24 protein-coding genes and 1 pseudogene are annotated in these 26031 nt (G+C 56.3%); 12 read left to right on the top strand and 13 right to left on the bottom strand.

Annotated elements, in window-relative coordinates:
* Nucleotides 1–46: 46 nt before the first annotated feature.
* The 4 genes from ABH912_RS02630 (at nt 47) to ABH912_RS02615 (ending at nt 2203) form a co-directional block, all read left to right on the top strand.
* Nucleotides 47–235: a hypothetical protein gene (locus ABH912_RS02630; RefSeq protein ID WP_429509523.1), complete on the top strand. Its 189-nt coding sequence runs from the start codon at nt 47–49 to the stop codon at nt 233–235.
* Nucleotides 236–271: 36 nt separating this feature from the next.
* Nucleotides 272–499 (top strand): hypothetical protein, encoded by a 228-nt coding sequence (locus ABH912_RS02625; RefSeq protein ID WP_429509522.1) that lies wholly within the window; start codon nt 272–274, stop codon nt 497–499.
* Nucleotides 500–558: 59 nt separating this feature from the next.
* Nucleotides 559–1721, top strand: a protein-coding gene (locus ABH912_RS02620) for an IS3 family transposase (RefSeq protein WP_429509521.1) whose coding sequence is annotated in 2 segments (ribosomal slippage) — nt 559–814 and nt 814–1721 — 1164 coding nt in all. Because the reading frame shifts where the segments join, the coding sequence is not laid out codon by codon here.
* Between the two features lie 245 nt (nt 1722–1966).
* Nucleotides 1967–2203 carry a hypothetical protein gene (locus ABH912_RS02615; RefSeq protein ID WP_429509520.1) on the top strand — a complete coding sequence of 79 codons (237 nt, stop codon included), beginning with the start codon at nt 1967–1969 and terminating at the stop codon, nt 2201–2203.
* Nucleotides 2204–2274: 71 nt separating this feature from the next.
* Here ABH912_RS02615 and ABH912_RS02610 read toward each other — a convergent pair whose 3' ends face one another.
* A complete protein-coding gene (locus ABH912_RS02610; RefSeq protein WP_429509519.1) occupies nt 2275–2448 on the bottom strand; it encodes a hypothetical protein in 174 nt (57 codons plus the stop codon).
* A gap of 413 nt (nt 2449–2861) precedes the next feature.
* Between ABH912_RS02610 and ABH912_RS02605 the strand changes: the two genes are divergently transcribed.
* Nucleotides 2862–3305 (top strand): hypothetical protein, encoded by a 444-nt coding sequence (locus ABH912_RS02605; protein ID WP_429509518.1) that lies wholly within the window; start codon nt 2862–2864, stop codon nt 3303–3305.
* A 540-nt stretch (nt 3306–3845) separates the two neighbouring features.
* Here the strand turns inward: ABH912_RS02605 and ABH912_RS02600 are convergent.
* The 4 genes from ABH912_RS02600 to ABH912_RS02585 all read right to left on the bottom strand — a co-directional run bounded on the left by ABH912_RS02600 (nt 3846) and on the right by ABH912_RS02585 (nt 9750).
* A complete protein-coding gene (locus ABH912_RS02600; RefSeq protein WP_429509517.1) occupies nt 3846–5468 on the bottom strand; it encodes an acyl-CoA synthetase in 1623 nt (540 codons plus the stop codon).
* 123 nt (nt 5469–5591) lie between these two features.
* The gene (gcvPB, locus tag ABH912_RS02595) at nt 5592–7148 is read right to left on the bottom strand and encodes an aminomethyl-transferring glycine dehydrogenase subunit GcvPB (RefSeq protein ID WP_429509516.1); all 1557 of its coding nucleotides are present in this window, start codon (nt 7146–7148) and stop codon (nt 5592–5594) included.
* A complete protein-coding gene (gene gcvPA, locus ABH912_RS02590) occupies nt 7145–8548 on the bottom strand; it encodes an aminomethyl-transferring glycine dehydrogenase subunit GcvPA (RefSeq protein WP_429509515.1) in 1404 nt (467 codons plus the stop codon). Before gcvPA ends, gcvPB begins: the two co-directional genes overlap by 4 nt.
* 35 nt (nt 8549–8583) lie before the next feature.
* The gene (locus tag ABH912_RS02585) at nt 8584–9750 is read right to left on the bottom strand and encodes an ATP-NAD kinase family protein (protein ID WP_429509514.1); all 1167 of its coding nucleotides are present in this window, start codon (nt 9748–9750) and stop codon (nt 8584–8586) included.
* A 161-nt stretch (nt 9751–9911) separates the two neighbouring features.
* Between ABH912_RS02585 and ABH912_RS02580 the strand changes: the two genes are divergently transcribed.
* Together ABH912_RS02580 and ABH912_RS02575 are read left to right on the top strand one after the other, a co-directional pair.
* Nucleotides 9912–10511 (top strand): TetR/AcrR family transcriptional regulator, encoded by a 600-nt coding sequence (locus ABH912_RS02580; protein WP_429509513.1) that lies wholly within the window; start codon nt 9912–9914, stop codon nt 10509–10511.
* Nucleotides 10512–10554: 43 nt separating this feature from the next.
* The gene (locus ABH912_RS02575) at nt 10555–11472 is read left to right on the top strand and encodes a helix-turn-helix domain-containing protein (RefSeq protein WP_429509512.1); all 918 of its coding nucleotides are present in this window, start codon (nt 10555–10557) and stop codon (nt 11470–11472) included.
* Here the strand turns inward: ABH912_RS02575 and ABH912_RS02570 are convergent.
* The 6 genes from ABH912_RS02570 to ABH912_RS02545 form a co-directional block, all read right to left on the bottom strand.
* Entirely contained in the window at nt 11417–12187 is a 771-nt protein-coding gene (locus ABH912_RS02570) for a cytochrome c oxidase assembly protein (protein WP_429509511.1), read from the bottom strand. The two genes, ABH912_RS02575 and ABH912_RS02570, sit on opposite strands and share 56 nt — an antisense overlap.
* Before the next feature lie 57 nt (nt 12188–12244).
* Complete coding sequence (locus tag ABH912_RS02565; protein WP_429509510.1) at nt 12245–14221, bottom strand: primary-amine oxidase; 1977 nt, start codon at nt 14219–14221, stop codon at nt 12245–12247.
* A gap of 352 nt (nt 14222–14573) precedes the next feature.
* Complete coding sequence (locus ABH912_RS02560) at nt 14574–15980, bottom strand: APC family permease (protein WP_429509509.1); 1407 nt, start codon at nt 15978–15980, stop codon at nt 14574–14576.
* 80 nt (nt 15981–16060) lie between these two features.
* Nucleotides 16061–16855 carry an SDR family oxidoreductase UcpA gene (gene ucpA, locus ABH912_RS02555; protein ID WP_429509508.1) on the bottom strand — a complete coding sequence of 265 codons (795 nt, stop codon included), beginning with the start codon at nt 16853–16855 and terminating at the stop codon, nt 16061–16063.
* Nucleotides 16856–16935: 80 nt separating this feature from the next.
* Nucleotides 16936–17976 carry a helix-turn-helix domain-containing protein gene (locus ABH912_RS02550; RefSeq protein WP_429509507.1) on the bottom strand — a complete coding sequence of 347 codons (1041 nt, stop codon included), beginning with the start codon at nt 17974–17976 and terminating at the stop codon, nt 16936–16938.
* A gap of 725 nt (nt 17977–18701) precedes the next feature.
* Nucleotides 18702–18908, bottom strand: coding sequence for a hypothetical protein (locus ABH912_RS02545; protein WP_429509506.1), 207 nt, complete (start codon nt 18906–18908; stop codon nt 18702–18704).
* 476 nt (nt 18909–19384) lie between these two features.
* On the opposite strand from ABH912_RS02545, the pseudogene ABH912_RS02540 reads away from it, so the two are divergent.
* Nucleotides 19385–19828: pseudogene (locus tag ABH912_RS02540) on the top strand (tyrosine-type recombinase/integrase); the annotation flags it as partial.
* A gap of 473 nt (nt 19829–20301) precedes the next feature.
* Here the strand turns inward: ABH912_RS02540 and ABH912_RS02535 are convergent.
* Together ABH912_RS02535 and ABH912_RS02530 are read right to left on the bottom strand one after the other, a co-directional pair.
* The gene (locus tag ABH912_RS02535; protein WP_429509505.1) at nt 20302–20808 is read right to left on the bottom strand and encodes a hypothetical protein; all 507 of its coding nucleotides are present in this window, start codon (nt 20806–20808) and stop codon (nt 20302–20304) included.
* A gap of 22 nt (nt 20809–20830) precedes the next feature.
* Nucleotides 20831–21214, bottom strand: coding sequence for a Rap1a/Tai family immunity protein (locus ABH912_RS02530; protein WP_429509504.1), 384 nt, complete (start codon nt 21212–21214; stop codon nt 20831–20833).
* Nucleotides 21215–21881: 667 nt separating this feature from the next.
* Between ABH912_RS02530 and ABH912_RS02525 the strand changes: the two genes are divergently transcribed.
* The 4 genes from ABH912_RS02525 to ABH912_RS02510 are packed head-to-tail and all read left to right on the top strand — an operon-like array spanning nt 21882 to nt 26030.
* On the top strand, nt 21882–22784 hold the full coding sequence (locus tag ABH912_RS02525; RefSeq protein WP_429513010.1) for a TIGR03756 family integrating conjugative element protein: 903 nt from the start codon (nt 21882–21884) through the stop codon (nt 22782–22784).
* A complete protein-coding gene (locus ABH912_RS02520) occupies nt 22781–24175 on the top strand; it encodes an integrating conjugative element protein (RefSeq protein WP_429509503.1) in 1395 nt (464 codons plus the stop codon). The genes ABH912_RS02525 and ABH912_RS02520 overlap by 4 nt, the downstream gene beginning before the upstream one ends.
* Nucleotides 24176–24177: 2 nt before the next feature.
* Complete coding sequence (locus ABH912_RS02515) at nt 24178–24510, top strand: hypothetical protein (RefSeq protein ID WP_429509502.1); 333 nt, start codon at nt 24178–24180, stop codon at nt 24508–24510.
* 14 nt (nt 24511–24524) lie between these two features.
* Nucleotides 24525–26030, top strand: a complete 1506-nt coding sequence (locus ABH912_RS02510) for a conjugal transfer protein TraG N-terminal domain-containing protein (protein WP_429509501.1) — start codon at nt 24525–24527, stop codon at nt 26028–26030.
* The last annotated feature ends 1 nt before the right edge of the window (nt 26031 follow it).

Below are 26031 nucleotides of genomic sequence, written 5' to 3'. Positions count from 1 at the left end.
TGATACAAATGGAGTCCTTGGCCGATCTGTATAGAGGGTTGATGGCATGGCGCATTCACTTCAATACCAGATAACCGAATCCGTTCGCGTCGTTGAGATCGAGGTGGGGAAACTGCTCGATTTGGCAGCAATGCTGAAGGATGCTGGAAATGATGTCTTGGCTTCGGCTGTGTCGATCCAGGCGAATAAGCTGCTTGAGGCTGCGGTAGCACTGAGAATTGCTGTGGCAGGCTGAAGGAATTGGTGTGGCGGTGATTTGCAAGGAGTGATGATGGGACTCAATAAACCAGAGCAAGACCTGAAGCGCGACCTCCAGGGTGTCGCATCTGATCTGAAGTGGTCGGCGGTTGAATTGTTGCGAGTTGCCGAACGGCTGAGCCTGGCCGGCAATGAGGCAGATGCCCAAGCCGTGCTAAGGATGTGTACCGTGTTCCATGCCGATGAAAATCGGCTGACTGCTTACGCTGATGAGGTGAAAGAGGGAAGGATTGTGTTGTAGTGGTCTAATGAAACCGGACACCCATTTAGGCGAGAATGCTCGCCAGATCGAGGTGTCAGATGACCAAACAACGCCGCTCCTTTACTCCTGAATTCAAGCGCGAGGCTGCCGACCTCGTGCTCAAACAAAACTACAGCTACATCGAAGCCAGCCGTTCACTCGGCATTGGTGAGTCAGCATTGCGCCGCTGGGTTGACCAGATTCAGAAAGAACATAAAGGCATCACCCCGCAGAGCAAGGCGCTGACGCCGGAACAGCAAAAAATTCAGGAGCTGGAGGCCCGGATCGCTCGGCTTGAGCGAGAGAAATCCATATTAAAAAAGGCTACCGCGCTCTTGATGTCGGAAGATCACGAGCGTTCGCGCTGATTGACCAGTTGAGTGCCCATGAACCGGTTGATTGGCTGTGCAAGGTGTTGGACGTCACTCGCTCGTGTTACTACGCCCAGCGCCTGCGGCGCCGCACGCCCGATGTTGAACGGCTTCGATTACGTAGTCGCGTCAGTGAGCTGTTCTCGCAAAGTCGCAGCTCTGCGGGCAGTCGCAGCATTCTGTCGCTGATGCGTGAAGACGGTGAGCAGATCGGTCGATTCAAAGTGCGCAGCTTGATGCGCGAGCTTGATTTAGTCAGCAAACAACCCGGCTCCCATGCCTACAAACGAGCAACAGTAGAAAGACTGGATATCCCGAACACATTGAACCGCGAGTTCGACGTGCCAGCGCCCAATCAAGTCTGGTGCGGCGATATCACCTACATTTGGGCGCAAGGAAAGTGGCATTACCTGGCTGTTGTCCTGGATCTTTGTACGCGTCGGATCGTGGGCTGGGCGCTGTCGGAAAAGCCAGATGCTGAGCTGGTGATCAAAGCGCTGGATATGGCTTACGAGCAGCGTGGCAGGCCTTCGGATCTGCTATTCCACTCGGACCAGGGATCGCAATATGCAAGCCGACTCTTTCGCCAGCGGTTGTGGCGATACCGCATGCGCCAGAGCATGAGTCGACGAGGAAACTGCTGGGATAACGCACCGATGGAACGCGTATTTCGCAGCTTGAAAACAGAATGGATACCGACCGTGGGCTATCGAACTGCGCAGGAAGCAAAGCGCGATATCAGCCATTTTTTGATGCATCGTTACAACTGGATTCGGCCTCATCAATTCAACGATGGGTTGGCACCAGCGCAGGCCGAGGAAAAACTTAACGTCGTGTCCGGGATTAGTTGACCACTACATGTGGGCAGATGCTTGATTGAGGTAAACATCGAACGACTGAAAACTAGGGCTAGGCGCCGGGCTTTTTTATTCTGAAATCATGCTATTTTCACGTTCCGGCACGTAGCGTTGTTCCTGCTCCTTGCAAGACCTTAAGCCCGCTAATCCCCATCGCGGGCTTTTCTTTGTCTATGTTTTACTGAGGCGCGCCCGCCTCTCTCCTGGGCTACGCTTTCCTTCTCTATGGAGGAAACGCCATGCCAGACGATCCCAGCCCCGCCCTGCTCTATCGCATCAACCAGAACATCACGGCTCTTGGGTCTGCTGTCGAGGAGATCGGCATATGGATTGATCAGCGTGGATCCACGGAAACGTCCAGCCGGATTAACGCGCATCTACAGGTACTGGAAGGCAACACTGACGCCATTGCTGAATTGATGGCTGATCTGATAGCTAGGTTGAGGCCGGAAAAAGAGGAAGATCCAGAGGATTGACTGCTGGGTAGTTGCACTGACTTGACCACCTATTTGCAATCGACCTGACCAGCCACTTGCATCGTACTTGACTAGCACGCTTCGTAACCACGACCGGCAGAGAACGGCCAGAAGCTGACGCTCACTCCATATCGGGACAAGGCCCGCGCCACCGGGCGCCCAACCTCGCCGCCTCCTTCAATATTGGCCTGTTCAATCTGGGCAACGCCATCGGTGCGTGGCTGGGCGGTTGGGTGATCGCCCAAGGCTTTGGCTACGCCTCGCCCAACTGGGCCGGCGGCCTGCTTTCCACGGCAGCGTTGGTACTGGCCCTGGCATCTGGCTGGCTCACGGTTTCTCGCGTAGCCAACCGCAAGGCCACCATGGAACGTTCTGCAAGTTGAGCTCGATCAATCCGAGCGTTCCCGACGCTGGTACTCCCGTGGGCGCGGGCCGAAACGGGAGCGAAGTTCGCGGGAGAAATGCGCGCCGTCGGAGAGGCCGCAGTCCTTCCCCAGCGGAGGTTTGTGCAGGGACATACGACATGCATGCAACTTGACATGCGGAGCGTATGCCAAATAACATAAACACATACGACGCGTATGAACTTCCTGCCGCACGGACAGACATCGTCAACCGAAGACAACCCCACCCAACGCGTAAGCAATCAGGAGTATTTATGATCGACAGCCTCGCTGAATACCAGTCGCCGTCCATGATTATCGACACGGCAACCTGGGAATCTCTCAATGCGTTTATCACGAAGGTTCTGCAGGGGTTTTCCATCCCTGGCTCGGACGTCGCCAAGTACTTCGCCGATCCGGACGTCGCGATCGCCGGCTCCGGCCTGGACGAGTACTTCATGGGGGCCGAGGCAGTGCAGTATGGAGTGACCTGGGTGACCACCTTAAACATCCGCTGGGAACCACGGCTCGTGGTGTCCTGGATGCGCGGAGACATTGCTTGGGAACAGATCCGCGTCGACGGACACACGATTGAAAACGAAGAGCCAACGATCGTCCAATATGTTGCGACCGGGGTCTTTCAGCGCAATCGCAATGTTGACGGCTGGACTTGGCTGTATTGGGGCGGTGGCGAACCGCAGAAAGTAGCCCGGCTGTAGTCAGCCAGATCTCCCGGTCCAAAAGGTCCCCAAGCCCTTTGATGCTGCCAGTCCATTGTTGATCGCTGTCTTCAGTCGTCAATCAATCGAATGGATTGCAGCCAACGGGTCAAACAATTACCGATCTTGATTTCCCGCCCCTGTTTATCAACCCGCCATCGGAATTGCACCGGAGGCCACAGATGCCTTTTTTCAGAACATATGCCTTTCATCTCGACAATGCTTCTCTCGAGAAGCATTGTCGACCCGCCGATTTTTTTGCCTGCGATACCTTGATGCAAGTGGATGCCGGCGCGCCTGACGCTACGGAATCCAATGAACTCCGCGAATTACCGACATCACCTGCTCGACCACAACAAGGTCTGCCAGTGGCGTCACCTGATTGCTAGTGAACGATAGCGGGATGTTCCGGACACTCGGTGGAACCCTGTGGACCGAGCCGGCATGTCGCCGGCCCTCCTCCGTTGCCATACCGGGGTGGGCTGACCCCGCCTATGTGCAACATACGATCCACGCAGGTGTTTCCAAGGGGCGCTCTTGTCAGAGTGCCTTGGCCGAGTCGCGCAGCAAATACTTCTGAATCTTGCCCGTCGAGGTTTTCGGTAACTCGCCGAACACCACGGTTTTGGGTAGCTTGAAACCCGCCAGATGCTCACGGCAGAACTGAATGACGTCGGCCTCTCGCGTGTCCTCATGCCCGACTTTAAGCGTGATAAACGCGCAGGGTGTTTCGCCCCATTTGTCATCCGGGCGCGCAACCACTGCCGCTTCCAGTACCGCCGGGTGGCGATAGAGGACGTCTTCGACTTCGATGGTGGAAATGTTCTCGCCGCCCGAGATGATGATGTCCTTGAGGCGATCCTTGATTTCGACATAGCCGTCGGGGTGCCGAACCGCCAAGTCGCCGGTATGGAACCAGCCGCCCTTGAAGGCTTCGGCTGTAGCTTCGGCGTTTTTCAGATAGCCCTTCATTACCGTATTACCGCGCATGAAAATCTCACCCATGCTGGTGCCGTCGCAAGGCACGGGTTCCAGGGTTTGCGGGTCGGCGACCATCAGCCCTTCGAGGGTCGGGTAGCGTACGCCCTGGCGTGACTTGATCTTCGCGCGCTCGTTCAGCGGCTGTTCATCCCAGTGCGCACGCCAGGCGCAAACCGTCACCGGGCCGTAAACCTCGGTCAGGCCATAGACGTGTGTGATCTTGATGCCCATTTGCTCGACCGCACCAATGACCTTGGCTGGTGGCGCCGCGCCCGCCACCATGGCATTGACCGGATGGTCGATGGCGGTCTTGGCCGAGTCCGGCAGGTTGACCAGCGCATTGAGGACAATCGGCGCACCACACAAATGGCTGACCTGGTGTTCGTGAATCAGTGTGAGAATTTTTTGCGGGTCGACCCGACGCAGGAACACATGAGTCCCGGCCAACGCGGTGACGGTCCACGGATAGCACCAACCATTGCAATGGAACATCGGCAACGTCCAGAGGTACACCGGGTGGTTGCCCATGGCCCAGGTCATCTGATTGCCCAGAGAATTGAGGTAGGCGCCACGGTGGTGATAAATCACGCCCTTGGGGTTACCGGTGGTGCCGGAGGTGTAGTTGAGGGAAATAGCTTGCCACTCGTCCTCGGGCCATTGCCAGGCGAACTGCGGGTCGCCCTCAGCGAGGAACGCTTCGTAGTCCAGCGCGCTGACGGCACTGCCTTCGCCGTACTCCGGATCGTTCACATCCACCACCAGCGGCGGATTGGAAAGTCCACTCAAGGCCTCACGGATCACCGCGTGGAACTCACGGTCCGTGATCAACACCTTGGCCTCGCCGTGCTCCAGCATGAAGGCAATGACCTGCGCATCCAGGCGTATATTCAGAGTATTGAGAACCGCGCCGATCATCGGCACACCGAAGTGCGCTTCGAGCATCGCCGGGATGTTGGGCAGCATGACCGCCACCGTATCGCCCTTGCCGATGCCTCGCCCACTGAGCGCGCTGGCCAGGCGTCGGCAGCGTTCATAGGTTTGTTGCCAGTTGCGCCGTACAGCGCCGTGGATCACCGCCGGATACTGACCGTAGACAGAGGCCGTACGCTCGATGAAGCTCAGAGGCGAGAGGGCAATATGGTTGACTGCCGAGGGCGCCAGGCCCGTTTCGAAAATCGACATGACGTTTTCCTGTGGGGAAGTCGCCAGCCGTGCAGCGATGCTGGCAACTTCCGATGGCTGATTGTTAGCTCTGATTAGGTTTCGATAACGTCCCCGCCTCATCGACGGGGACGCTGCAACGGCTCAGGCAGTCTTCTTGCTGTTTTTGCGCAGGTACGAGCGCCAGGTCATCGCCCAGCGTAGCGGGTCTTCCAGCGGTGCGGCCTTCAACCGGTGGATCGCCTGGTTATGCGGCGACGTCTTGACGATCTCCGGGTTCGAGTAGGCCTCGTCGGAAATGTGCGCAAGCACGGCAATCCAGGTATCCAGCGCCTCCTTGCCATACATCTCGCCCGCCTCGGGCGTGAAAGGCTCCGGCACCAACCACGGGTGATGGCTGCTCCACATCGGATCAATGCCGAAATCGCTCATGCGATTCTGCACGTCGTGGACGTCGACCCCGGTGTCTTCCTTGAGTTGCTCAAGGCTGTAGCGCGTCATCTCCATCCGCGGACTTGTGGCCTCGGGGTGTGAACGGGTTACGCCGCGTATCGCCAGCAAACCTTTTTCCATGTAGTTGTTGGCCAGAACCGAGATATCGGACGCTTCGGCCATGCCTTCCGCGCCCATGGCGCGCGACCAAGCGTAGGCTTTAAGGATGACGGGAACGTTGCCCCAAAATTCACGTATTTTGCCGGCGCTCTGCGGCCGATCGTAATCAAGGCTGTAGCGCTCACCGTCGAACGCCACCACCGGTGCCGGCAGGAACGGCGCGAGTTCCGCCGAACAACCGTAGGCACCCACGGCCGGGCCGCCTACTCCACTTTTCGGTGCGCCGAATGTTTTGTGCAGCATGAACATGCACGCATCGAAACCGAGTTCGCGGGCACGGATCTTGGTCATCGCGCCATTGAAGTTGGCGTGATCGTAGAAGCACAGGCCGCCCGCCTCGTGCACCACCCGCACCCACTCGCGAATTTCCGGGTTGTATACGCCCATGTCATCGGGATTGTTCACCATCAGCGCTGCGGTGCGATTAGACACGGCGGCTTTGAGGGATTCGAGCGAGGGGTAACCATTCTCCTCGATCATCAACGTGATCACCTTGAACCCGGCCGCAGCGGCGGTCGCCGCACTGCTCGGGTGCGTCTGGATCGTGGTGATGATCTCGTCACGCTGCGCTAGTTCGTCGCGGGACGCGTGGTAGGCACGGGTCACGGCGCAGTTGGTGTAAGCCGCGTCGGCACCGCCACCCGCCTGGAAGATGAACTGATCCATCCCGGACAATTCACGCAGGATCGTGTCCATGCCATGCACCACTTCCAGCGCACCTTGCAGGGTGTCTTCGTCCTGATAAGGATGTACGTGAGTGATTTCCGGGCGCCAGGCCATCGCCTCGTTGATCTGCGCGTTGTACTTCATGGTGCAGGTTCCGAACAGACTGATGTTCATCATGCCCAGAGTCTGTTGCGACAAACGCAGGTAGTGGTACAGCACCTCGGGCTCGGACATTTCCGGCAACGCCGGTTTGCGCGTGCGGCGCATGTTCGCGGGGATCAAGCCGTCGGCACTGCCGACAGCGGCTTGAACCTCGGCTTCCACGTCAGAAAAAATCACTCCGCGACGGCCAGGATAGCCCATCTCCAGAATGACCGGTTCGCTCCACACGGGAGCGTGGTATTCCTTGAGTGTTGTGCTCATTGTGCGATTACCTTTTTGAGTGCAGCGGTCAGACGCTCAAGGTCTGCCTGGGTGTGAATCTCGGTGACGCAGTAAAGGGCGCTGGCGCCCAACTCCGGGAAGTCCTGTGTCAGGTCTTTGCCGCCGAAGATCCCGAAGGCGAGAAGCCGCTTGTTGATGTCCTTCACACTGAGTCCGGTCGCGTCGAAATTCACCACGAACTCCTTGAAGAAACCGCTTGGAAACGTCACGCGCACGCCTGGAATGTCAGCCAGCAGCTTCGTGGCATAGTGAGCCCGCTGCAGGATGACATTGCCCACGTCTTCAAAGCCTTGGGGCCCCATCATTGCCATGTACACGGCATTGGCGATGGCCCACATGTACACCGAGTGCCCGGTCCAATCGTTTCCCTTGTCACGCAAGCCGTATGAAGATTGCTCGAACAGGCTGAGGCCAAAACCATATTCACCAGGCTTGGTGGTCTCGCCGATGCTGATGAACAGCGTCGGGTACTGGTGGGCGTAGAGTTCTTCATCGCGGGTGGCAATGAAGCCGCTGACGCCGCCACCGCAATTCATATGCACCCCGAGCGGCTGCGTGGTGCCAACCACGATGTCCGCTCCGAAATCGATCGGCGCGGCCAGCACGCCCAGCGAAATAGGGTCGACACCGACGATCACTTCGGCACCCGCCGCATGGGCAATGGCGGCAATTTCGGCGCCTTGCTGTTCGATCACCCCGAAGTAGGACGGGGTTTCGAAATAGACGGCAGCCGTTTGCTCGCCGATCGAGGCGCGAAGGTGATCAAGGTCGAGCAAGCCGGTTGCCGGGTCATAGTCGACGAGGCGTACGACGATGTGGCTCGGCATGTCGACCGGCTCGCAGTAGTTGCGAATGATCGAAAGCCGCTCCGGGTCAATGGCGCGGACCACCGCCACCTCGTTGCGCCCGGTGATGCGCGTGGCCATGCGAATGGCGTGGCCCGCGGCGCAGCCCCAGCTGCGCACCGGCAGGCCCACCAGGTCCATGTTCAGCAGCTCGCCCAGCTGGCTGCAGAACTCAAACCAAGCTTGGTTGCGGCCATGGTCGGAGCTTGGCTCGCCGAACACCGACGTCAGCCACTCGTTGCGGCGCACAACCTCGTCGCACGCTGCTGGAACGTGGTGCTGCCAGCAGCCGGCGCCCAGAAAGTTGAGGTTCTGCTCACACGTTTTGTTCTTGGACAGGGTACTGACCAGGTGCCGACGCAGCTCGCTCTCGTTCAGTGCCGGCGGTAGGTTGATGGGACGTTGCAGGCGATGGCCTTCGGGAATTTGTTGGAACAGCTCCTCGATGCTGTCGACACCGATCGAGTCGAGCATCTCCTGCTTGAGTGCGGGAACAGAGTTCGCCATGTAAGGGTGGGCGACATGATTACTCATGGGGTTATCCTCGTTTTTTCGGATGGAACAAATGATCAGGATCGAACCCTGAAAAAGACGGACCGGTCAGGTCCTGTGTGCACACGTATATGGCCACTGAGCATGGCGTCGACTTCAGCGTCACCGGTGTCGACGCGCAGGCAGCCGGCGTCGAGGGAAATGAGCTTGTCCATCGAGGTGATCACGATGATGTTTTCGCGCCCGGTGCGGCGGATCACCTCGGCGCTCAGCTGCTGATTGCCGCGTCCGAACAAGCTGCCATGGCCGCCAAGCACGCCGACGATGATCCGTGTCTCATGGCCGTCCATCAGGCGGATCAACGCTTGCTCGTTGAGGTCGGCGTCTACCAGCGCGCCGTCCATGACCGCGTCGACGCCAAGCAGCGTCGACGGCAGGCCGAGTTCGGTCATCACCCGCCGTGTCGTGGTGCCGGGCCCCAGCAGGTAAAGGCAGCCGACCTTCATCTGGCGGACGACCTGCCGGGCCACGGCGTCGAGCGCCAGGTTTTCATTGGGGACGGAACCGGCCTTGGCGTTTTGCACCAGGTGACGCTCGTGCGGACTGAGCGCGTAGCCATACAGGCGCGCCGACACTTGATCAGTGCGCATGGCGGCCTCATCAATGTCCATGACCTCGGCCTCGCGAAAGCGCACCTTGGACTCGCCGGCCATAACACGTGCCGCGAGGCTCCCAGCGTTCTCGGGATTGGTGGCGAAGACGGCGGAATACATTTTCACGCCCGTCGGGATACCGAGGATGGGCACTCGATCGCTGACCATTTCCAGCACATCACGCGCAGTCCCATCGCCCCCGGCGAACAGCAGCAGATCGACGGCGGCGTCTGCCATGACGAGCGCAGCCTTCCGAGTGTCTTCGGGCCGGCTCGATCCTGGTGATGGTCGGTATACGACGACAGGGTCGAGACCGGCGGCGCGGGCGATGTCTTCGCCCAGCGCCCCAGCGCCGGTCATCAATCGAAATGGCGTGGCCGAGGCCGCCAGACGCTTGAGCGCGAGAGCAGCCCGTTCGCTTGAGACAGGCCGCGCGCCACGGCGTATCGCTTCCTGCAGAACTTCAGGACCATCGGTGCCCTTCAAGCCCACACGCCCGCCCATGCCGGCGACAGGGTTGACAATCAGCCCGATGGTTTTGCCCTGGCTGGCGCTAAGGCGTGAAATATCGGAATCGCGCTGCTCACGCATTGCTCGGTATCCTGTGCTGAATGACGGCGTTTCAAAGCTTGAGCAGCACACTGCCCAGACACATTGCATACGCCACGTATGTCAGTCACAATACGACATGCACTGCGTATGTCAACTCACATACGCCACGAATGTTATTTTTTTGATAAGGAAGAGGACCGATGGCGCAGAAGCGTGCGGACATGATTACCGAGACCCGCGGCAAGCTGATCAAGGCGGCGCGGGACGCATTCGCTGCGAAGGGCTACGCGGACAGTTCGATGGATGATTTGACCGCTAAAGCCGGGCTGACCCGTGGCGCGCTTTACCATCACTTTGGTGACAAGAAAGGCTTGCTACAGGCCGTCATTGCCCAAATTGATGAAGAGATGACGGCGCGACTGTCGGTCATCATCGCGGACGCGAGCACCACCTGGGACGGCTTTATCGATGAATCCATCGCTTACATCAAGATGTCCCTGGAACCCGAAATCCAGCGCATTGTGTTCCTCGACGGCCCGTCGGTGCTGGGCGATCCATCGCAATGGCCAAGCCAGAATGCCTGTATCCGCAGCACTCAGCGCAGCATCCAGAAGCTGATCGATGAGGGCACGATTCGCGCGGTCAACACCGAAGCGACAGCACGCCTGATCATGGGCGCCCTGCTCGGCGCTTCCTTGTGGATTGCCAATGCCGAGGATCCACAATCGGCTTCCGAGCATGTAGCCGAAAGCTTCCTGGCATTGGCCTGCGGATTGCTGCTGGAGAATAAAAAGGCTTAATTCTTGCTGCTTGCAGAGGGTCAAGCTTCAGGGGCGACGCATCATGCACAGTCAAACTCAATACTTCGACGAAATCATCGAGCACGCCGCCTCCTTGCGACATTGGTCTCAGCACTACGACAAGCTGTCGCCCGGTGTTTTCCATGGCTATCTGCAGGACGTACAACTGAACGGCGTGCGATTGTTCCGGGAAACCATGAACAGTGGCGTGGCCCAGCACACTCACACGCCTGCCCATTGCGTAAACCTGCTGCTGCCGGTGAACCTGCCCGGTCAGTCCGACACCGCACCGAATCGAAGCATTCTCGCCGACGGCCTGAACTTCCTGCCCTATGACGACGATTTTTTCTTTATCACGCCACCGGATACCGACTACATCGTGGTCTCGCTGGAATGCCAGACACTTGAGCAACTGCTGGTGGCCGAAGACGTCGAGCTGTTCTACCAGCGGCCCAGGGGTTACGGCATGAAAGTGCCCGCCAAACGTCTTGAAATGGCTCAGACCGCGATGTCAGGGCTGCTCAAGCAGCTCGAAACTGCTGACGAATTCAGTGAACAGGCCCTTCAGGACTTTACGCTGGCAACCCTGCTCGACGTACTTGAGCCGCAATGGCCCGGGCGAATAATCGGCCTGGGAGGCAGCCACCAGTACATCGTCAAATACTGTCATGAGCGCGTGCTCGAAAGCCCCACCGGGGAAACTCTATCGATTCTGGACTTGTGCCGGGAGTTGAAGATCCCCCGCCGTACGTTGCATTACAGCTTCGAAAAAATCGTCGGCAGTTCGCCCCTCGCGTATTTACGCGCCATCCGCCTGAATGCCGCCCAGCGTAGCCTTGCCGAACAGCAAGCCCCCAGCGTCGCCGACGCGGCGTACCGCTGGGGATTCACCCATCACAGCTATTTCAGCCAGGAGTACAAACGTCTGTTTGGGCACTCACCCTCGGCTCAAATCCGTTGATCAGCGGTTGAGGCTTGCGCTCCATGACGCGGTCGGCCCACAGCAACAGTAACGCCGACAGGCACATCAGCACGCCGCCCAGAAGCTGGTCCAGTTGCACGCTCAAGTCCTCGGCACCGTGCATGCTCGTCATCGAGTGTCCGGGCATGGGATACAGAGGCGGGCTGAACACTAGCAACACACCGACCAGCATCTGCGGCAGCGCCACCGCCACCGCCAGACTGAACGTCCACTGTTTGTGCAACGGAACGTCAGCGCTTCGGCAATAACGGCCCATGACCCGGCACAACCACAGCCCGCTGATGGCCATGGCCCATTTCATCAACGCATACAGCGTGGCATCGTCCATCAGCCTTTGATGCATCTGCGGCAACATCCATACGCCGCTCATGGCACTGAAGACTATGATCACGCCAATGCGTGCACCCCAACCCTCCTTCCGGAAACGCGCCGGAGCGGCGGGTTCACGGGCGACGGCAAATAATAAAAGAATCGGCGCAAGGTGATGGATCAAGGCGCTTTGCAGGCAGTGTAACCACACACTTTGACGTGCCACGGCGTCCAGCGCTGGCTGCATCCCCAGCAAAAATACCAGCGCCGCGCCGCCCAGCAACAGCGGTTGACGCTTGCAGCCTTTGGGGCCCCCGCTCGACCAACAAACAAACCCGGCTATCGCCACCCACTCTAGCCAAGCCCAACCTGATAATTCAGACATGACAACACCTTCGACCCAAGCGCCGGAGCACTTGGGCATTCATTGATGGAGGCCTGATCAGGCGTTGTGTTTGCAGCAACTGGCCGCTTGGCCATCCTGGACACTTGCGTGGTCCCTGCTCGCGGGCAAATCCATGGCCGGGTTGCCGTTGAAGAAGTTATTCGGCTTGAGCTTGAAGCCGACGTACTCCACAGGCATCACCGGAAAATCTTCCGGCTTGCAGATGTGGGTGTGGCCAAAGGTGTGCCAGACCACCAGGTCCTGGTTGTGGATCTCGCGATTGTTTTGCGTGTACACCGGTAGGCCGTCACCCCGATGCTGGTTGGGGTAATCGCCCGAGCCGTAACGCTCGCTGGGAGCATAAGGCGTCACCCACAAATGCTTGCTGGCAAATCCGGCGCGTCGGCCAAACGAGCTGTCTGGATGGGCGAGCATGACGGGGTTGTGCTCGGTCACCAGCTTGTAGCCGGGGTGATTGCCGACGGCATTCTTGACGTTCGGATTGATGATTTTCCAGAAGCGCCCAGTCTGGCCGCTGGCTTCGCGAGCCGCGTCCAGTTCGTGGGTAAACGTGGTGGTGACGCTGTCGAAGACGTTACCCCAGGTGTTGCCCTCGCCTTGTGGGCGCGACTGGAAGTTGGTCTCGGTGACGGCGTTATGCTCGCCGTCGACCATCATGTGCAGGCGCGCACTGAAGAAATGCTGGTGGGTGGGGCCGTAGAACTCCGGGGTGACCATGCCACCGCCGCTGGCGGGGCGTTGACCGGGGGCCAGCGCCGCGGTCTGGATGATCCCGGTCAGCTTGGCCTCGAGTTGAATGGTGCCGTCCTGATAGAGGTACCAGAAAAAACCGTAGTCGTAGTTAGCCACGGTGCAGAAGAAGCTGATCACCAGACGCCGGGAACGGCGCATCTCGAACACACCGGTACGAAACTCATAGTGTTTCCACAATGTGCCGTAATCCTCCTCGTGCATGCAGATGGCGTTCCTCATGACAAAGGGGTCACCCTTGTCATTAACCGAAGGCACATCGAAATAGCGAATGGCGCCCAGGCAGTCACAGCCCAACTCCAGTTGGTTGGCCAGCCGACCGAGCCCGTATTCGCCGCCGTCGAAAGCGCATTTCCAGTAATGGTTCAGCTCGTTATCCGAATAGGGAACGCCCATGTCGGTGACGCTGGCGCGGTACATGATCGGACGAACGACCTCGCCGTCCTTGTAGCCCAGTTGATGCAGCACCAAACCTTCACGGGGTGTGAAGCCGACGCGGAATTCCCAGTTCTGCCAACTCACTTTCCAGTCATCGACGGTAAAGCTCACGCCTTCAGGCTGAGTGATGTGCAAAGGCTTGAGCCCTTCGCGCGGCTGGCCCAGTGAAGCCTTATCGTAGTTGATCGTTGCCTTCGGAATCGGCGTCAGGCGGCCGTCATCCAACAGCTCAATCACCTCCCCTTTATTCAGGTCGATGATTGCAACCAGCCCTTCGATCGGGTGGGCATAGCCATTGTCGGTCAACTGTTCGCGGTAAAAAGCGACGCCGCGCATCAGTCGCTTGCCACGATAACGTTCGTCATCTCCGAAATGCCCGAATGACCAGGGATCAATCTGCACGTTTGCGATATCGGCATCGCTGAGGCCGCGACGCTTGACCGCAGCACGCCAGGCGGGATCGTTCTGCACCGCCTCCACACACAGGTCGAACTCCTCGATCATGATTGGTGCATGGCCCTGTGCTTCGATGTCGAGCGACTGCCAATGAACAAGGGTCTCGTTATTTAAATCAACCAGCGCTTCATATGTATTGCCGGTCAACTTATCCAGCACTAACGCAAATACGCGTCGAGAAAATGCCTGGCCGGGAACATGGGCCAACACTTCGACTTTATCGGGCTCCGCGAGGTGCAGATAAGGAAAGCGACATTTATCGTGAAGGTTTTTTTCCCGCTTGAGGATGCTGCTCGCCAAGGCAAGTTCCTGTAGCGAAAGTGGATCAAGCGGATGGGACGCAGTCGTTACTTTAATATTCACGTTCATGCTTCGTAGTCTTCCATTCAAATAAACTTTGGGGGCAAAGGCATTCGGACGATGAAGAAACTGCAGCACTGCGGTAGGTCGGCATGTGAAGGTTACGACCAACTTATGCAGGCGCATTAACACAGATTGGCAGATTCGCAACGGGACCCCACTAGCACTTCGCCAACTAAAAGAACTGGCATGTTTCTGGCTTCTGAGTCACTCAAGGCAGGACGAATACAGGATCCAGCAACGCTGCGAGCAGGTCGGCAACCCTCCTCCGCGTACAGCAATCAAGATGTCCTTCATAACCCGATGGAAAATGCACTTTCAAAGCGCAGACTGCACCAGTGCGGTGCTACAGCGTCTTGCATCAAATAGTGTTTGAACGACCTTTGATCACGCCGTAGAAAAACAGCGCAACCAGCAGTAATGGGGTTCCGTTCACCCATGCCGATTCACTTCCAGTCAGGAGTCCGTAATTCTCATAAATCAGGTAAACCGCCAGACTAAGCCCCGCTAGCGCGACGAGTGGGCTGATCAGGATTTTGAGATAGCGGCGATCACTGATTTTTTTGAAGTGGGCAATGACGGCCAGCGAAATAAAGGCCTGAAGTCCGATCAGCCCTAGAGTCGAAAACGCCAGCGTGACCGGAAACAGGAATACAAAAGCGTCGTAACCCACCGAAGTCGGTACGGCAATACAGGCGGCGACCAACACAGTGACTAAAAGACTCGCATTGGCCGGGGAATTCCGTTGCGGATGAATGTTCGATAGCACACTCGGCAGGTGCTTATCTTTGGCAAGGACCTGTACGTATCGAGTAGCTGCATTGTGAAGTGACAACAGACAGGCAAAATTGCTGGTGCACAACATGATCGAAACAAGGGTGGCGGTCGTTGTTCCGAGGCGTGTCGAGAATAGATTGATGATTAGCTCACCTTGAGCCGTTGCCGCTTCGCTTTTTATCGCATCGGCTCCGATCCCGCCAACGATCAACCAGATAATCACAAAGTAGGCCACTGCGACCAACACCACGGCGAGACGAGTTGCACCCGGAATGGATTTTTCTGGCCGTTTGGCTTCCATTGCATACAGCGCGGCGGACTCGACGCCGAGGAACGCTGCCAGCGCGACCATCAGTCCCACACCTAGGCCCGGCGATGTTATTGCCTCTATCGATACCGCCTGGACTGGAAAAGCGGCGAAGCCTTTATCCAGGAAAATGGACAGGCCCAGCAAGAACAGCATGAAGAACTCTGAAAGTACCAAGGGCACCAGCACTTTGGCGGCAAAATCAATATTCGCCCGGCCTAAATAAGACGTCAGCGCCATAAACACTATTGTCCATGACATCCAGCCAATATTTATTCCAAAGGTCTGCATGGTCAAATTGGTGTAATAGCCAGACACAATCGCCACGGCAATCGTAATCGCCAGGTAAGAGGCCAATGCGACCCATGCCGCGCCCGCGCCAACTCTTGAGCCAAAGACCACCGACAGATACTTGTAAAACGCGCCTGCGCCGGGAATCGCCCGAATCAGTTCGCCATAACCTACCGAGAAACAAACCATCAAAAATCCCGCAATCAGGAATGTTCCGGCAAGCCCGGCGCCGTTGCCCAGTTGAAAACCAATGGGGGCTGCCGTGAGCACGGCGCCTAAAGGTGCTGCAGCTGCAATGACCAATAGTGCTATCTGAAAAGTACCCAGATTGCCTTTCAGTTTTTCGCCGGCCAGAGGCACGTCTTCATGCAAGGATTCGGTTAGCTCTGTCATCACACACGCTCCACGCTATTGTTTTTATGAATCACGGAATTCATCGATGCAGCAGCGTCCTTGCTGTAAATGAACGCCTGTTACATCCCGATGCTGACTGTTTCGGGAAGTGTGCTGGCACCATCGATCACGATTTGCGCACCGTTGATATAACTGGACTCATCGGAAGCGAGGAATGCCGACAACTCACCGACTTCATCGGGTCTGCCCAGGCGTTTCATTGGAATCGCCGTGGCCAGTTCATCCAGAACCGCCTTCGGATCATCCGGATTGACTTGCCTGGCGACCTGTTCGGCCATTGGCGTCCATATGAAGCCTGGGCAGATCGCATTCACCCGAATGTTATGGGGGGCCATCTCCACCGCCAGCGCCTTGGTGAAGCCAATCAGGGCGGACTTGGAGAGCGCATAGGCCACTTCGCCCGGATCAGCGGTCATGTCACCAGTCACGGACGACATGACAACCACTGCACCGCCGCCGGATGCGATCATGTGCGGCAGCACCGCACGCGCGGTATGCCATGCCCCCTTGATGTTGACGTTGATGTGCAGGTCCAGCTCAGCGTCACTGGACTCAAGAAACTTGCCGAGACGGCAGACTCCGGCATTGCAGACCAGTGCATTCAATTTGCCGAACCGCTTCATGCCTTTTTCGGCAATCAGCCGCATGGCCTGAGGATCGGTGACGTCGCCTACTTGCGCAAGCACTTCCACGCCATATTTATTCTGAATTTCTGCTGCAACTTGGTTAACTGACTCATCGAGATCAACCAGAATCAAATTAGCCCCGTATTTGGCATAGATAGTGGCATGAGACTTACCCATGCCTTTCGAGGCGCCGGTAATCAAGGCCACTTTTCCGTGTAACTTATTCATGATTTTCTCCGTTTTTTTGACAAAGCAATCCCGTCATGCCCGGGTACATCTCCCCAGACATGGCGTTCAAAACTTGATAGTTAAATACTTGCCGGCGTACGGAAGTTTTTCAGTGTTTCAGAAGGCCGTTCGCCAAACAGGTTTTTGTAGTAGACGCTGAACATGCCCATGTGCCAGAAGCCCCACCGGGCTGCAACTTCACTGATCAAGGCCGACTTATCGCTCAAAATAAGTTCCGCCCTGACGCCGTTCAAACGGATGTAGCGCAGATAAGTCACGGGGCTGATACCCAAGACTTTGTTGAAGGCGTAATGCAGCGAACGATGGCTGGTTCGCAGTCCTTCACATAAATCGGTCACTGTTAACGCTTCACTTTTTCTTGAAAGAATGTAACTGCGTGCACTGTCTACAACATGGCGATGAACGAACTGGTCGGCGTGGGATTTCTTCGACACTGGCAAGTCCGCGGTCATGCCAAGAAGCAGATGCATGATGTCGAAAGCCAGCTGCTTTCTAGCGGGCGCTGATTCAAGAATCAGAGGGTTGGCCTCGACTGCCCGGAAGAAACTGTCAAATCCTCGCCGGAACGCGGCGCACTTGTCCGGCGGAAGCCGACTGACCTCTTTCGTCAGAGCGATAACACTTTTGTCATCAAATTCGTCATCCAGAGAGTATCTTCTGAAGGCCTCAACATCGACCGATGCGCCGTAGATATCGGAGTAGCCGGGGGTCTTGAACTTCAGCTCGGAATCCGGACGCAGAAAGAACACCGAATCTATGCAATCAAGCTCTTTACCACACCAATAACCGTGGCCGCGCAGCGAGATGGGAATGCCCAAGGCGAATTTGCCCGGCAGTGTCTGCCCGTGCTGATCGACCGCCTGGTTCATCACCTCGCGGAAGATCTGCACCACACCCACGGAAATTTCAGTGACCGAACCTGCAAACTGCCCCGGACTGATCTGCAAGTACTCTTGCTGCCACTCCGGTAGAGAGTTTGCCAACACATTCGCGTCGCTGACAGAAACGCAGCGCAAACCTTCATTGGCAGCCGAAAGCGGAACACCACCAGGATAGGAGCCTGCTTGATGAGATGTTTGCTGGACCGGTTGCGATCGCATGGCATATCTCCTGGGCGCATCAGCGTTCTTTTTATTATTCGAAATGGCGTTTTTCAACGCCTATCGAGCCTGTGCCTCGCGTCCTATGCTCAATGGCTACAATTTCAATCTACACGATGCTTGCACCGCTTGGGGCGTGCGGCCTGATATTGCGCATTTTTTTGATAGCCCAGCCTGCAAGCGCCAAAGGGAAAGCCATTAGCCACCCAGAGCAAAGTGGAGAAATCAAGGAAGATTGAAACCGACTCTCCCAGTTCATGATGGGCCACATCAATTCGGAGACTTGCGCCTTACAGCGGTTCTGATACCCCTGTTTCCGCCAAGTTGCGCTGTATCGATGAGTGGTTTCGATCAAATAGTTGGGCGATCTGCTGGAGAGAGTCCCCTTTCTGCCAGTGATCCCACATCAGCTTTTTAGGCTGACGGTGTAATAGATCTAAAGTCTCTGCTTCATCTGCAACACGCCCTCTGCTTACACAGAATCTGGTTGTGTTGCGTAGACCGGTTGAATCCACAGTCGATAACTGCCTGTCGCCACCGTCAGCAATAGGCTGCTCTGCGCCGATCATGTTGACTAAGCGTGCGGGTAAAATCCGATGGAATCGGTGGTCAGATCCAATGCAAACGCTTGGTCAAGTGCAATGCAAACGAGTGGTCAGTACCGATGCAATCAGATGGTCGAGTGGAGTGCAATTTCTCAACTGCGACCATCCGCACCCATCACCTCAGCTATTTGAGGCATTTGAAAAAACTACTGCTGCCTTACGCGCTAACTTGCGCCATTCGTGACTGCTGATCAGACCGTCTCTCTCCATCTCATCAGCCGATCTCAACAGTTCGTGGTATTGCTCTTCGGCACCTTCCCAAGACGTTGACCGGTCAAGTACTTCCCGCCAAGCTACCAGCGCCTTCTTCCTTTTTTCCGCCTGCATGGCGAGCCTTCCTTAGAAACCAATACTGTGTGGATCGGCGGGACGGCCAAAACATTCAGTACCGTATCACGCTATTCCGACCGATGGTGGCAGTGCGCCACAATGATCGAGGGCCAACCTCGCAGGGAATGTCGTGATTCTGAAAGCTGACCCTGGACTGTCTACATCTCGATGACCGTATTGCCGATATGATCGGCGGGAAGAACGGCACACGATCAGTTCCCCCGACCCACCGTGCAGTCGAAATAATACGGATCGCTCAATTGTGGGCGACCGTGTTAAGTCATCCGAACGCCCTACTATTCACAGTCACTCCACACGCAGTTTCACAGGCTGCGTGTCTTGCACTCTCGCATAAATGTGCGATCGGACTCGAACCAACGACCCCCTCCATGTCAATGTCTGCTTGAGCAAGCTGCAAGCCTTGGTGCTCAAGGGTTTCACAGAACGCCCATTCACATTATGAGGCGTTAAAAATGGCCAATTTCCGCTTACTTCCGTCCGGCAACTGGAATGCTCAGGTACGGATAAAGGGCAAACCTCCCCAGTCGAAAACCTTCAGCACCAAAGCTGAAGCAGAGTCATGGGCGAACCAGATCGAAGCAGTGACGATGGATCGCAAGCACCACACCATTTATACGTTGGGCATGACGTACTGCGAAACGATGCTCAAGGGCAAAGGCAGCTACGACCACGCACTGAAAATCGTGGAGCATCTGGGCAGGCACTTCACGCAGCCCATTCACGAAATCACCCCGCAGATGATCAACGACTTCAAGATCATGCGACTGAAGAAGGTGAAACCATCCACGTGCAGGACGCAGCTCGCATTCATGTCGCGGTTTTACAGGTTCGCTAAACGCGGATTGCTGATCGACATCCACAACCCTGTCAGTGATATCGCACGACCAAAACCCGACCTGCACGACAAGATCAACACGCTTCAGTCAGTAGCCAATTGCCTCAACGCTCAAGGCTTGCGTACCGCTCGTGGAAGCGAGTTCACACCAACGGCAGTACGTCGTCTCATGTTGGCTTTCAACGTCTCGTTCTGAGGCTGTAGGAGCTACCAGCGACCTACCTTTATTTTGAGATTTGTCAGCTTTCTATTTGAGCCCGTCGTTTCTTGCTGAGTACCTATCGTGCCGTGACCGTTTCCAGAAAGACCCACAGAGACGAAGCCACAGCTTATTTTCCCCAGCCACCACACAGCACACTGACGAAGTGCCAAGGCCGCTCCAGCGGCGGGATTTGAAATCCGTATAGAAAACGTCCCAAGAGCCCGCCTAGAGCGGGCTTTTCTATGGAAAGACAGCAGCGGAGATTGCTGAAGAGTAGGACATAGCCATCACAGTGTCTTAACGATTGCGTTCATTTGTAACTTGCGGACGTTCTACCACCCTGCAATAGTTTTAAAAGTGATGTACTTGGTTAACTGATCTTCTAGGAGTAGCACCTCTTTCCCAAACGCCACCTGTGCCTCATCACGCTTTTGATTGAGCATTAAAATTGCGTCCGCGTCTGCCCCAGATAAATTTCTATCATATGAAAGTATATTGCCACCGATTTTTATCAGCCTTCCCATAATTTCGAAAACCCCATCCTTCTCGTCGAACAGAAACTGCGATTCGCGACAGCACTTTGCGAACTCATCATACTTCGTCTCCATGCTACGGGCGTCCTTGTCATATGTTGACTGAAAGAACGCAAGTGTCGTCGAATACGCATTGAAGCGTTTATTGTACAAATCCAACTTTATTTTGGCGCTTGCAATCCTCATTTGCGAGTAACCGACAATAAACGTTGCAAGGCTAATCAGTGCCGCAGCGATACTCAGGTAGAACGTTATATCCGTGCTGGTTATTACACCGCTCACTACACTTGCAGCTTCAACTGTCATTTCATCAGTCCTTTTTCAGTCACTATTTACAAGGGTAGGCATCCATAAACGACCGCCACACTAAGGTCATTCTGGCAACATTCAAATCCTTAGGATTATCCTTCAAATATTTGACTACCACTCGCACTAGCTGGGAAGCCGATGCAGTGCCGGGGATACAAAACTTTTGATCTTTCTTAAGTTCATCGCTATAGAAGTAAACCGTGTTAGCGACTCCTTGCACAAAGCCACCACACACACCAGCATCAAAATGCACATCAGTTCTCGCGGTGCCGCCGTCCACCAACGTTACAAAATGCTGACACTGCACTAATAACTCGTTCCCATCGAATCTTGCGTCTGCTGCCATGGCAGCTCCACTCCCCAGCATCCCCGCCAGTGCAACCGCCATCAACCCTGATTTCATGATGTGTCCTTTTCTATAATTATTCGTGTGATATTCATTCTAGGGCACGTAGGAGAGGTTTTACGCCTTTGTAGGTGACGCCGGAGTGATGCTCGGGAAGCTTGGGAAGGATGCGAAACCGCTTGTGGATCGAATGAAAGAGCTGGCTGGAATTGCATGGACTGCTCAGACTCGAGCAGAAGAGCTACCAAGTGGCAGCGACCACCCTATGCTCGGCAATGATTCAGCGCCACTCGCTATAGAGTGATCCGCACTCGTCAAATAAGCTATACAGCCCGGCTTACTACCCTTCTCAGCAGTTGCCGCAGGCATGAGCGATCTTGCTTGCGGCACGCCAAAAACCCAACCGCAATCGGCGTTCACATTGCCCAGTGTGAACGAAGCCTATATTTTGTGAACGTTCTGCAAGAAATCCGAAGCAACAAAAAAGGGCCCACCTTTCGGTGAGCCCTTCTAGACCGCCCAGCAGAGCGGATTTTGTTTGGTAGGCGCGATTGGACTCGAACCAACGACCCCCACCATGTCAATGAGGTGCAAAGCCGTACCCGTTTCATACAGGTAGACGCCCCCCGGCCGCTGGTTCACTGCGCACACCGCTTTTGCGCAGGATCGAACCATGACCTACAGCCATCCGAAGACTTACCGTTTGATTGCACTTGTCACAGCGATGGGGCTTCCTCTGTCGGCACCGGCCCTCAACACTGTAACGATCACAACCTCAAGCCTATCCCCCGATTGCCTGGCCTATCGCGTGGTTGGTATCTGTTACTGGCTCTACTGCACCAACTTTGGTTGCCAAGTCAAAACCTCCCCCAAGGTTCGTCACTACGTGCCTGATGCCGTGGTGTCGAGCTATAGCAACACGGGAGAAAATCCCTGGTCGGAAGTCCGAGTGCTGAGCTCGACCAATTTCACCGCCCGAGGTGGTGGCGACGGCAACACTGGCATCAGCCACGAAAACGATCTCGCCAAATTCAAAAACGCTGATGTGATCGGCCATCCCGGTGGCGCAGCATTCAGCCAATTCGCTGGCCAGTCCGGATACGCCTGCCCAGGCACCGGCAAAATCCTCATGCCCTATTTTCTGAGCACACTGGACACCATCGCCTGGCGTCACAACATCCCCGAACTGGTATTTCCCGAATCACTCACACCTGGTGTGCGTGAGATCGGCAGTCGCACCAGTGCGAATCTATGGGGAGCGGTCTATCCGCGTGGTGGATTCCTGCATGGAGTCGACGACTACAAAAGCGCAGCTGTTGTTGCTCAAAGAGCCGGTGACATCGTCACCCGTCGCGGACAGATCCATGTCTATCAGCCAATGCTTGCCAACAAGCGCGATGGGTATTGGCCTGCAGGACCACTCAAGGAAAGCGATCCCGCTACGGGGAAGTGGCAGGAGCTGACACCTAAACAGTCCCAAACCTGTGCGGTGTTTCCTAACAACCTCCCTCGCATTCAATCCCCGCGCGGCGACTACGCCTGGGCGCTATGGCGGCCTTACAGCTGCTGCGAGCGTAAGGGCCAAGTCTTTCTAGGAAGTACCGACTTCGCAGGAGCGAACCAATGAAGAACGAGTATCCACGTGTTGGCCCCTCCCTGGCGCTCAAGCCCACCAACATCCTGTTCGCAATTCTGTTGCTCTCAGCAGCCACTATTCATGCAGCGAGCAAATACGAGATTAACCAGAGTGGTGCAGCGATCGGTGACGACGTGCTTTACAGCATCGGCGGAGGAAGCGCCGTGTCCATGGGCAGTGCCGCTAAGATGGACAGCGTGAGCGTCGGTGTTGGTTGGGACACTAATCTGATGTGCGGCAAGATGGACCTGAGCACGACCCTCCAAAATCAACTCAATGGCGCCACAAGCGGCTTCAAGTCAGTGATGAGTAGCGTGATCCAGAACGCCACCGGTGCCGTGGCCTCACTCCCTGCCCTCATCATTCAACGGGCTGACCCTGGGTTGTACAACCTGCTCAGCAACGGAATCCTGCAAGCCAGGCTCGATTACGACCGATCCAAATCTACATGCAGGTCGATCGCTGGACGCATGGCGGATATCGCAGGTGGTCATTTCGGCTGGGAACAACTGGCGGAAGGAATAAACCTGACTCAAACAGTCAGCAATCGGGACGCCGTTGCCGCTGTAGAGCAGGCTGAAACCCAACAGGGCAATAACGGTGTGCCCTGGGTTGGAGGTCGGCCCGCCGGCGGCAAACGTCAACCCTCAATCAAAGTGGTGGCTGACGTCACTCGCGCCGGCTACAACTTGCTCAATGGTCAAGAGGTCGGCAGCCAATCGGCCATACCAAAATCTGCCTGTGGCAATCGTCAGAGCTGCCAAACCTGGTCCTCCCCACAGGAAGCAGAGGCTTGGGCAACTCGTGTGTTGGGTGAGCGCGAACACCAAACGTGCGACACCTGCACCAAAACTCAAAGCAAACCAGGCGTGGGTCTCACGCCTCTGATTCAGGAAGAGTACGACACCAAACTGCAGGCCCTTGAAGGCTTGATGAACGGCAGCAAGCCGACCTCTACCGAAAACCTGCTCGCCGCCAGCAGTCAGTCACTGCCCGTCACTCGGGGTGTCATCGAAGCCCTGCGTGATGAACCCGACCAAGACGTGCTTGCGCGTCGCCTGGCTTCAGAGGTCGCGCTAGCCAGCGTCATGGAAAAAGCCATTCTGCTGCAGCGAACGTTGATGACCGGAAGCAAAGAGCCGAACGTCGCTGCCAATCAACTGGCTCAGCAAGCCATTTCTTCGGAAAGCAATGCACTGACCCAGGAAATCAACAGCCTAAAAACCGAGCTCGAACTGCGCCGCACGCTGGCCGGCAACTCACCCTTGGCCCTGCTCCAGCGACAAAGCAACCGAGCAGCAGGCTCTCGCGGCGTTTACCAAGGTGATCCTGTACGCAATCGTCTGGACCTGATCCAGCAAGCCGCTCCCAAGGATCAGTAACCATGACACAGCCTAAAACTCGTCGTGCGCTTTGCGCGCAGGTCATCCTCTGGACAGTCCTTCTCACCCTTGCAGCCATCGTCATAGGCTTACTGGGCATCGAAGCAGCCAACGGTATAGACGACTGGACCCAGTGGCTTCGCAGCCAAGCAACCGCCCTGCTGATCTGGCGGCTAACCCTCTACAGCGCAACCGCTTACAGCTGGTATCGCATGCGACAGCGCTTTGCTCATGAAGGACTCACCTCGTCACAGCATCAACGCTTGCTGTGCGCGGAGGCGGCCGCCGTCTGCGCGATTGCACTGCTCGAATTAATGACCTTCAGCTCGAACTGACCACGGACGATCCCATGACCCTCTACACAAATGACTATCTGGAGTTTTACCTGACCCTGGTCGGATGGATCGTCAACAACGGCATCTGGGAGCTTCTGGTTGCCAGCGGCGTATTTGCCCTGCCCTTTCTGGCGATCATTCTTCAGGAATGGCTCAGAGCTCGTACTGAAGGCGCCGATGAGGGCAACAAAGGCGTGCTCTCCTCATTGCGCATCGAAAACCGTGTGTGGGTCGCCATCATCGTCATCATGTTTGCGGGTATCCCTGTCATTGATGTCGACCTGAACACCATCGAGTTCGACAGCACCCGCTCCACCCAATGCCAAGTGAACGTCCCCAAGCCGCAAGACACTCGATGGTCCAACAGCTTCACAACGCTCAACAACCAAAGTGCCAAGGTACCCATTTGGTGGTTCTTCATGCACTCGCTTTCCAAGGCCATTACCGGAGGGTCCATCGCAGCCATTCCGTGCGGTACGGACCTGCGGCAGATACGCATGGACATCGACGCTACTCGCATCGACAACACAATTCTGGCTCAGGAAGTGGCTGACTTCAGTAACGATTGCTATGGACATGCAAGAGCCAAACTGTTCATGAGCCGACCCACCCTAAGCGATGAAATGATGGATGACATCAACTGGATTGGCTCAAAGCACTTCCTAAACACCACTGGCTACTACGACAAGTATCACTCCAAGACACCCCGCAGCCACTGGCCATTCAACGCCGCGCGCGACGCTGGACTGGCTCAAGTACCAGGCGGTGGAGGTTATCCAACCTGCCGGCAATGGTGGTCTGACGCAGGCCACGGATTGCGATCAAGGCTTCTGCTACAGGTCGATCCAGACCTACTCACCCGACTCAGTAAGTGGGCAGGCTTCCTGAGCAAAACTGAAGCCGATGACGCCGTCATCCGCTCCGTCGTATCCCCACGTCAACAGACGCTGAACCAAGGACAGGTTTACTCCAGCTACGGCGGACAGATCGACATGAAGGCGTCAAACATCGCCGCCCGTGCTGCCTCAGACTTGGGTCTGACCGTTGGATCAACAGCCTTCTTTCCGGCCATGGATGTCGTTCGCCAGGCTCTGCCTATGGTCCTGTCCTTCCTCAAGATGGCACTGACCATCTGCATCCCACTGATCCTGGTCATCGGCACCTACGACCTCAAAGCCCTCATGACCATCAGCTGCGTTCAGTTCGCCCTGTTCTTCGTCGACTTCTGGTTCCAACTCGCCCGCTGGATCGACAGCACCATCCTCGACGCCCTCTACGGCTGGAACTCACCGCACAGCAATTTCAACGTGCTGATGGGTCTGAACAACTCCTTCGGCGACATGCTGCTGAACTTCGTTATGGCTACGATGTTTTTAATCCTCCCGACATTTTGGATTACAGCATTGTCATGGGTTGGACTCCGCGCAGGTGGGATGCTTCAAGGCCTGACACAGGGCGTCGCAGAAGCAAAATCAGCCGGTTCTCAAGGTGCCGCCATTGCGAGGGGTGCGCTCAACTAGA

The organism is Pseudomonas sp. BT76 TE3572 (assembly GCF_050435365.1).
Taxonomy (GTDB): Bacteria; Pseudomonadota; Gammaproteobacteria; order Pseudomonadales; family Pseudomonadaceae; genus Aquipseudomonas; species Aquipseudomonas fluorescens_W.
Note: the sequence above shows the minus strand (reverse complement) of the source record. Positions and strands in the feature narration are given on the sequence as shown.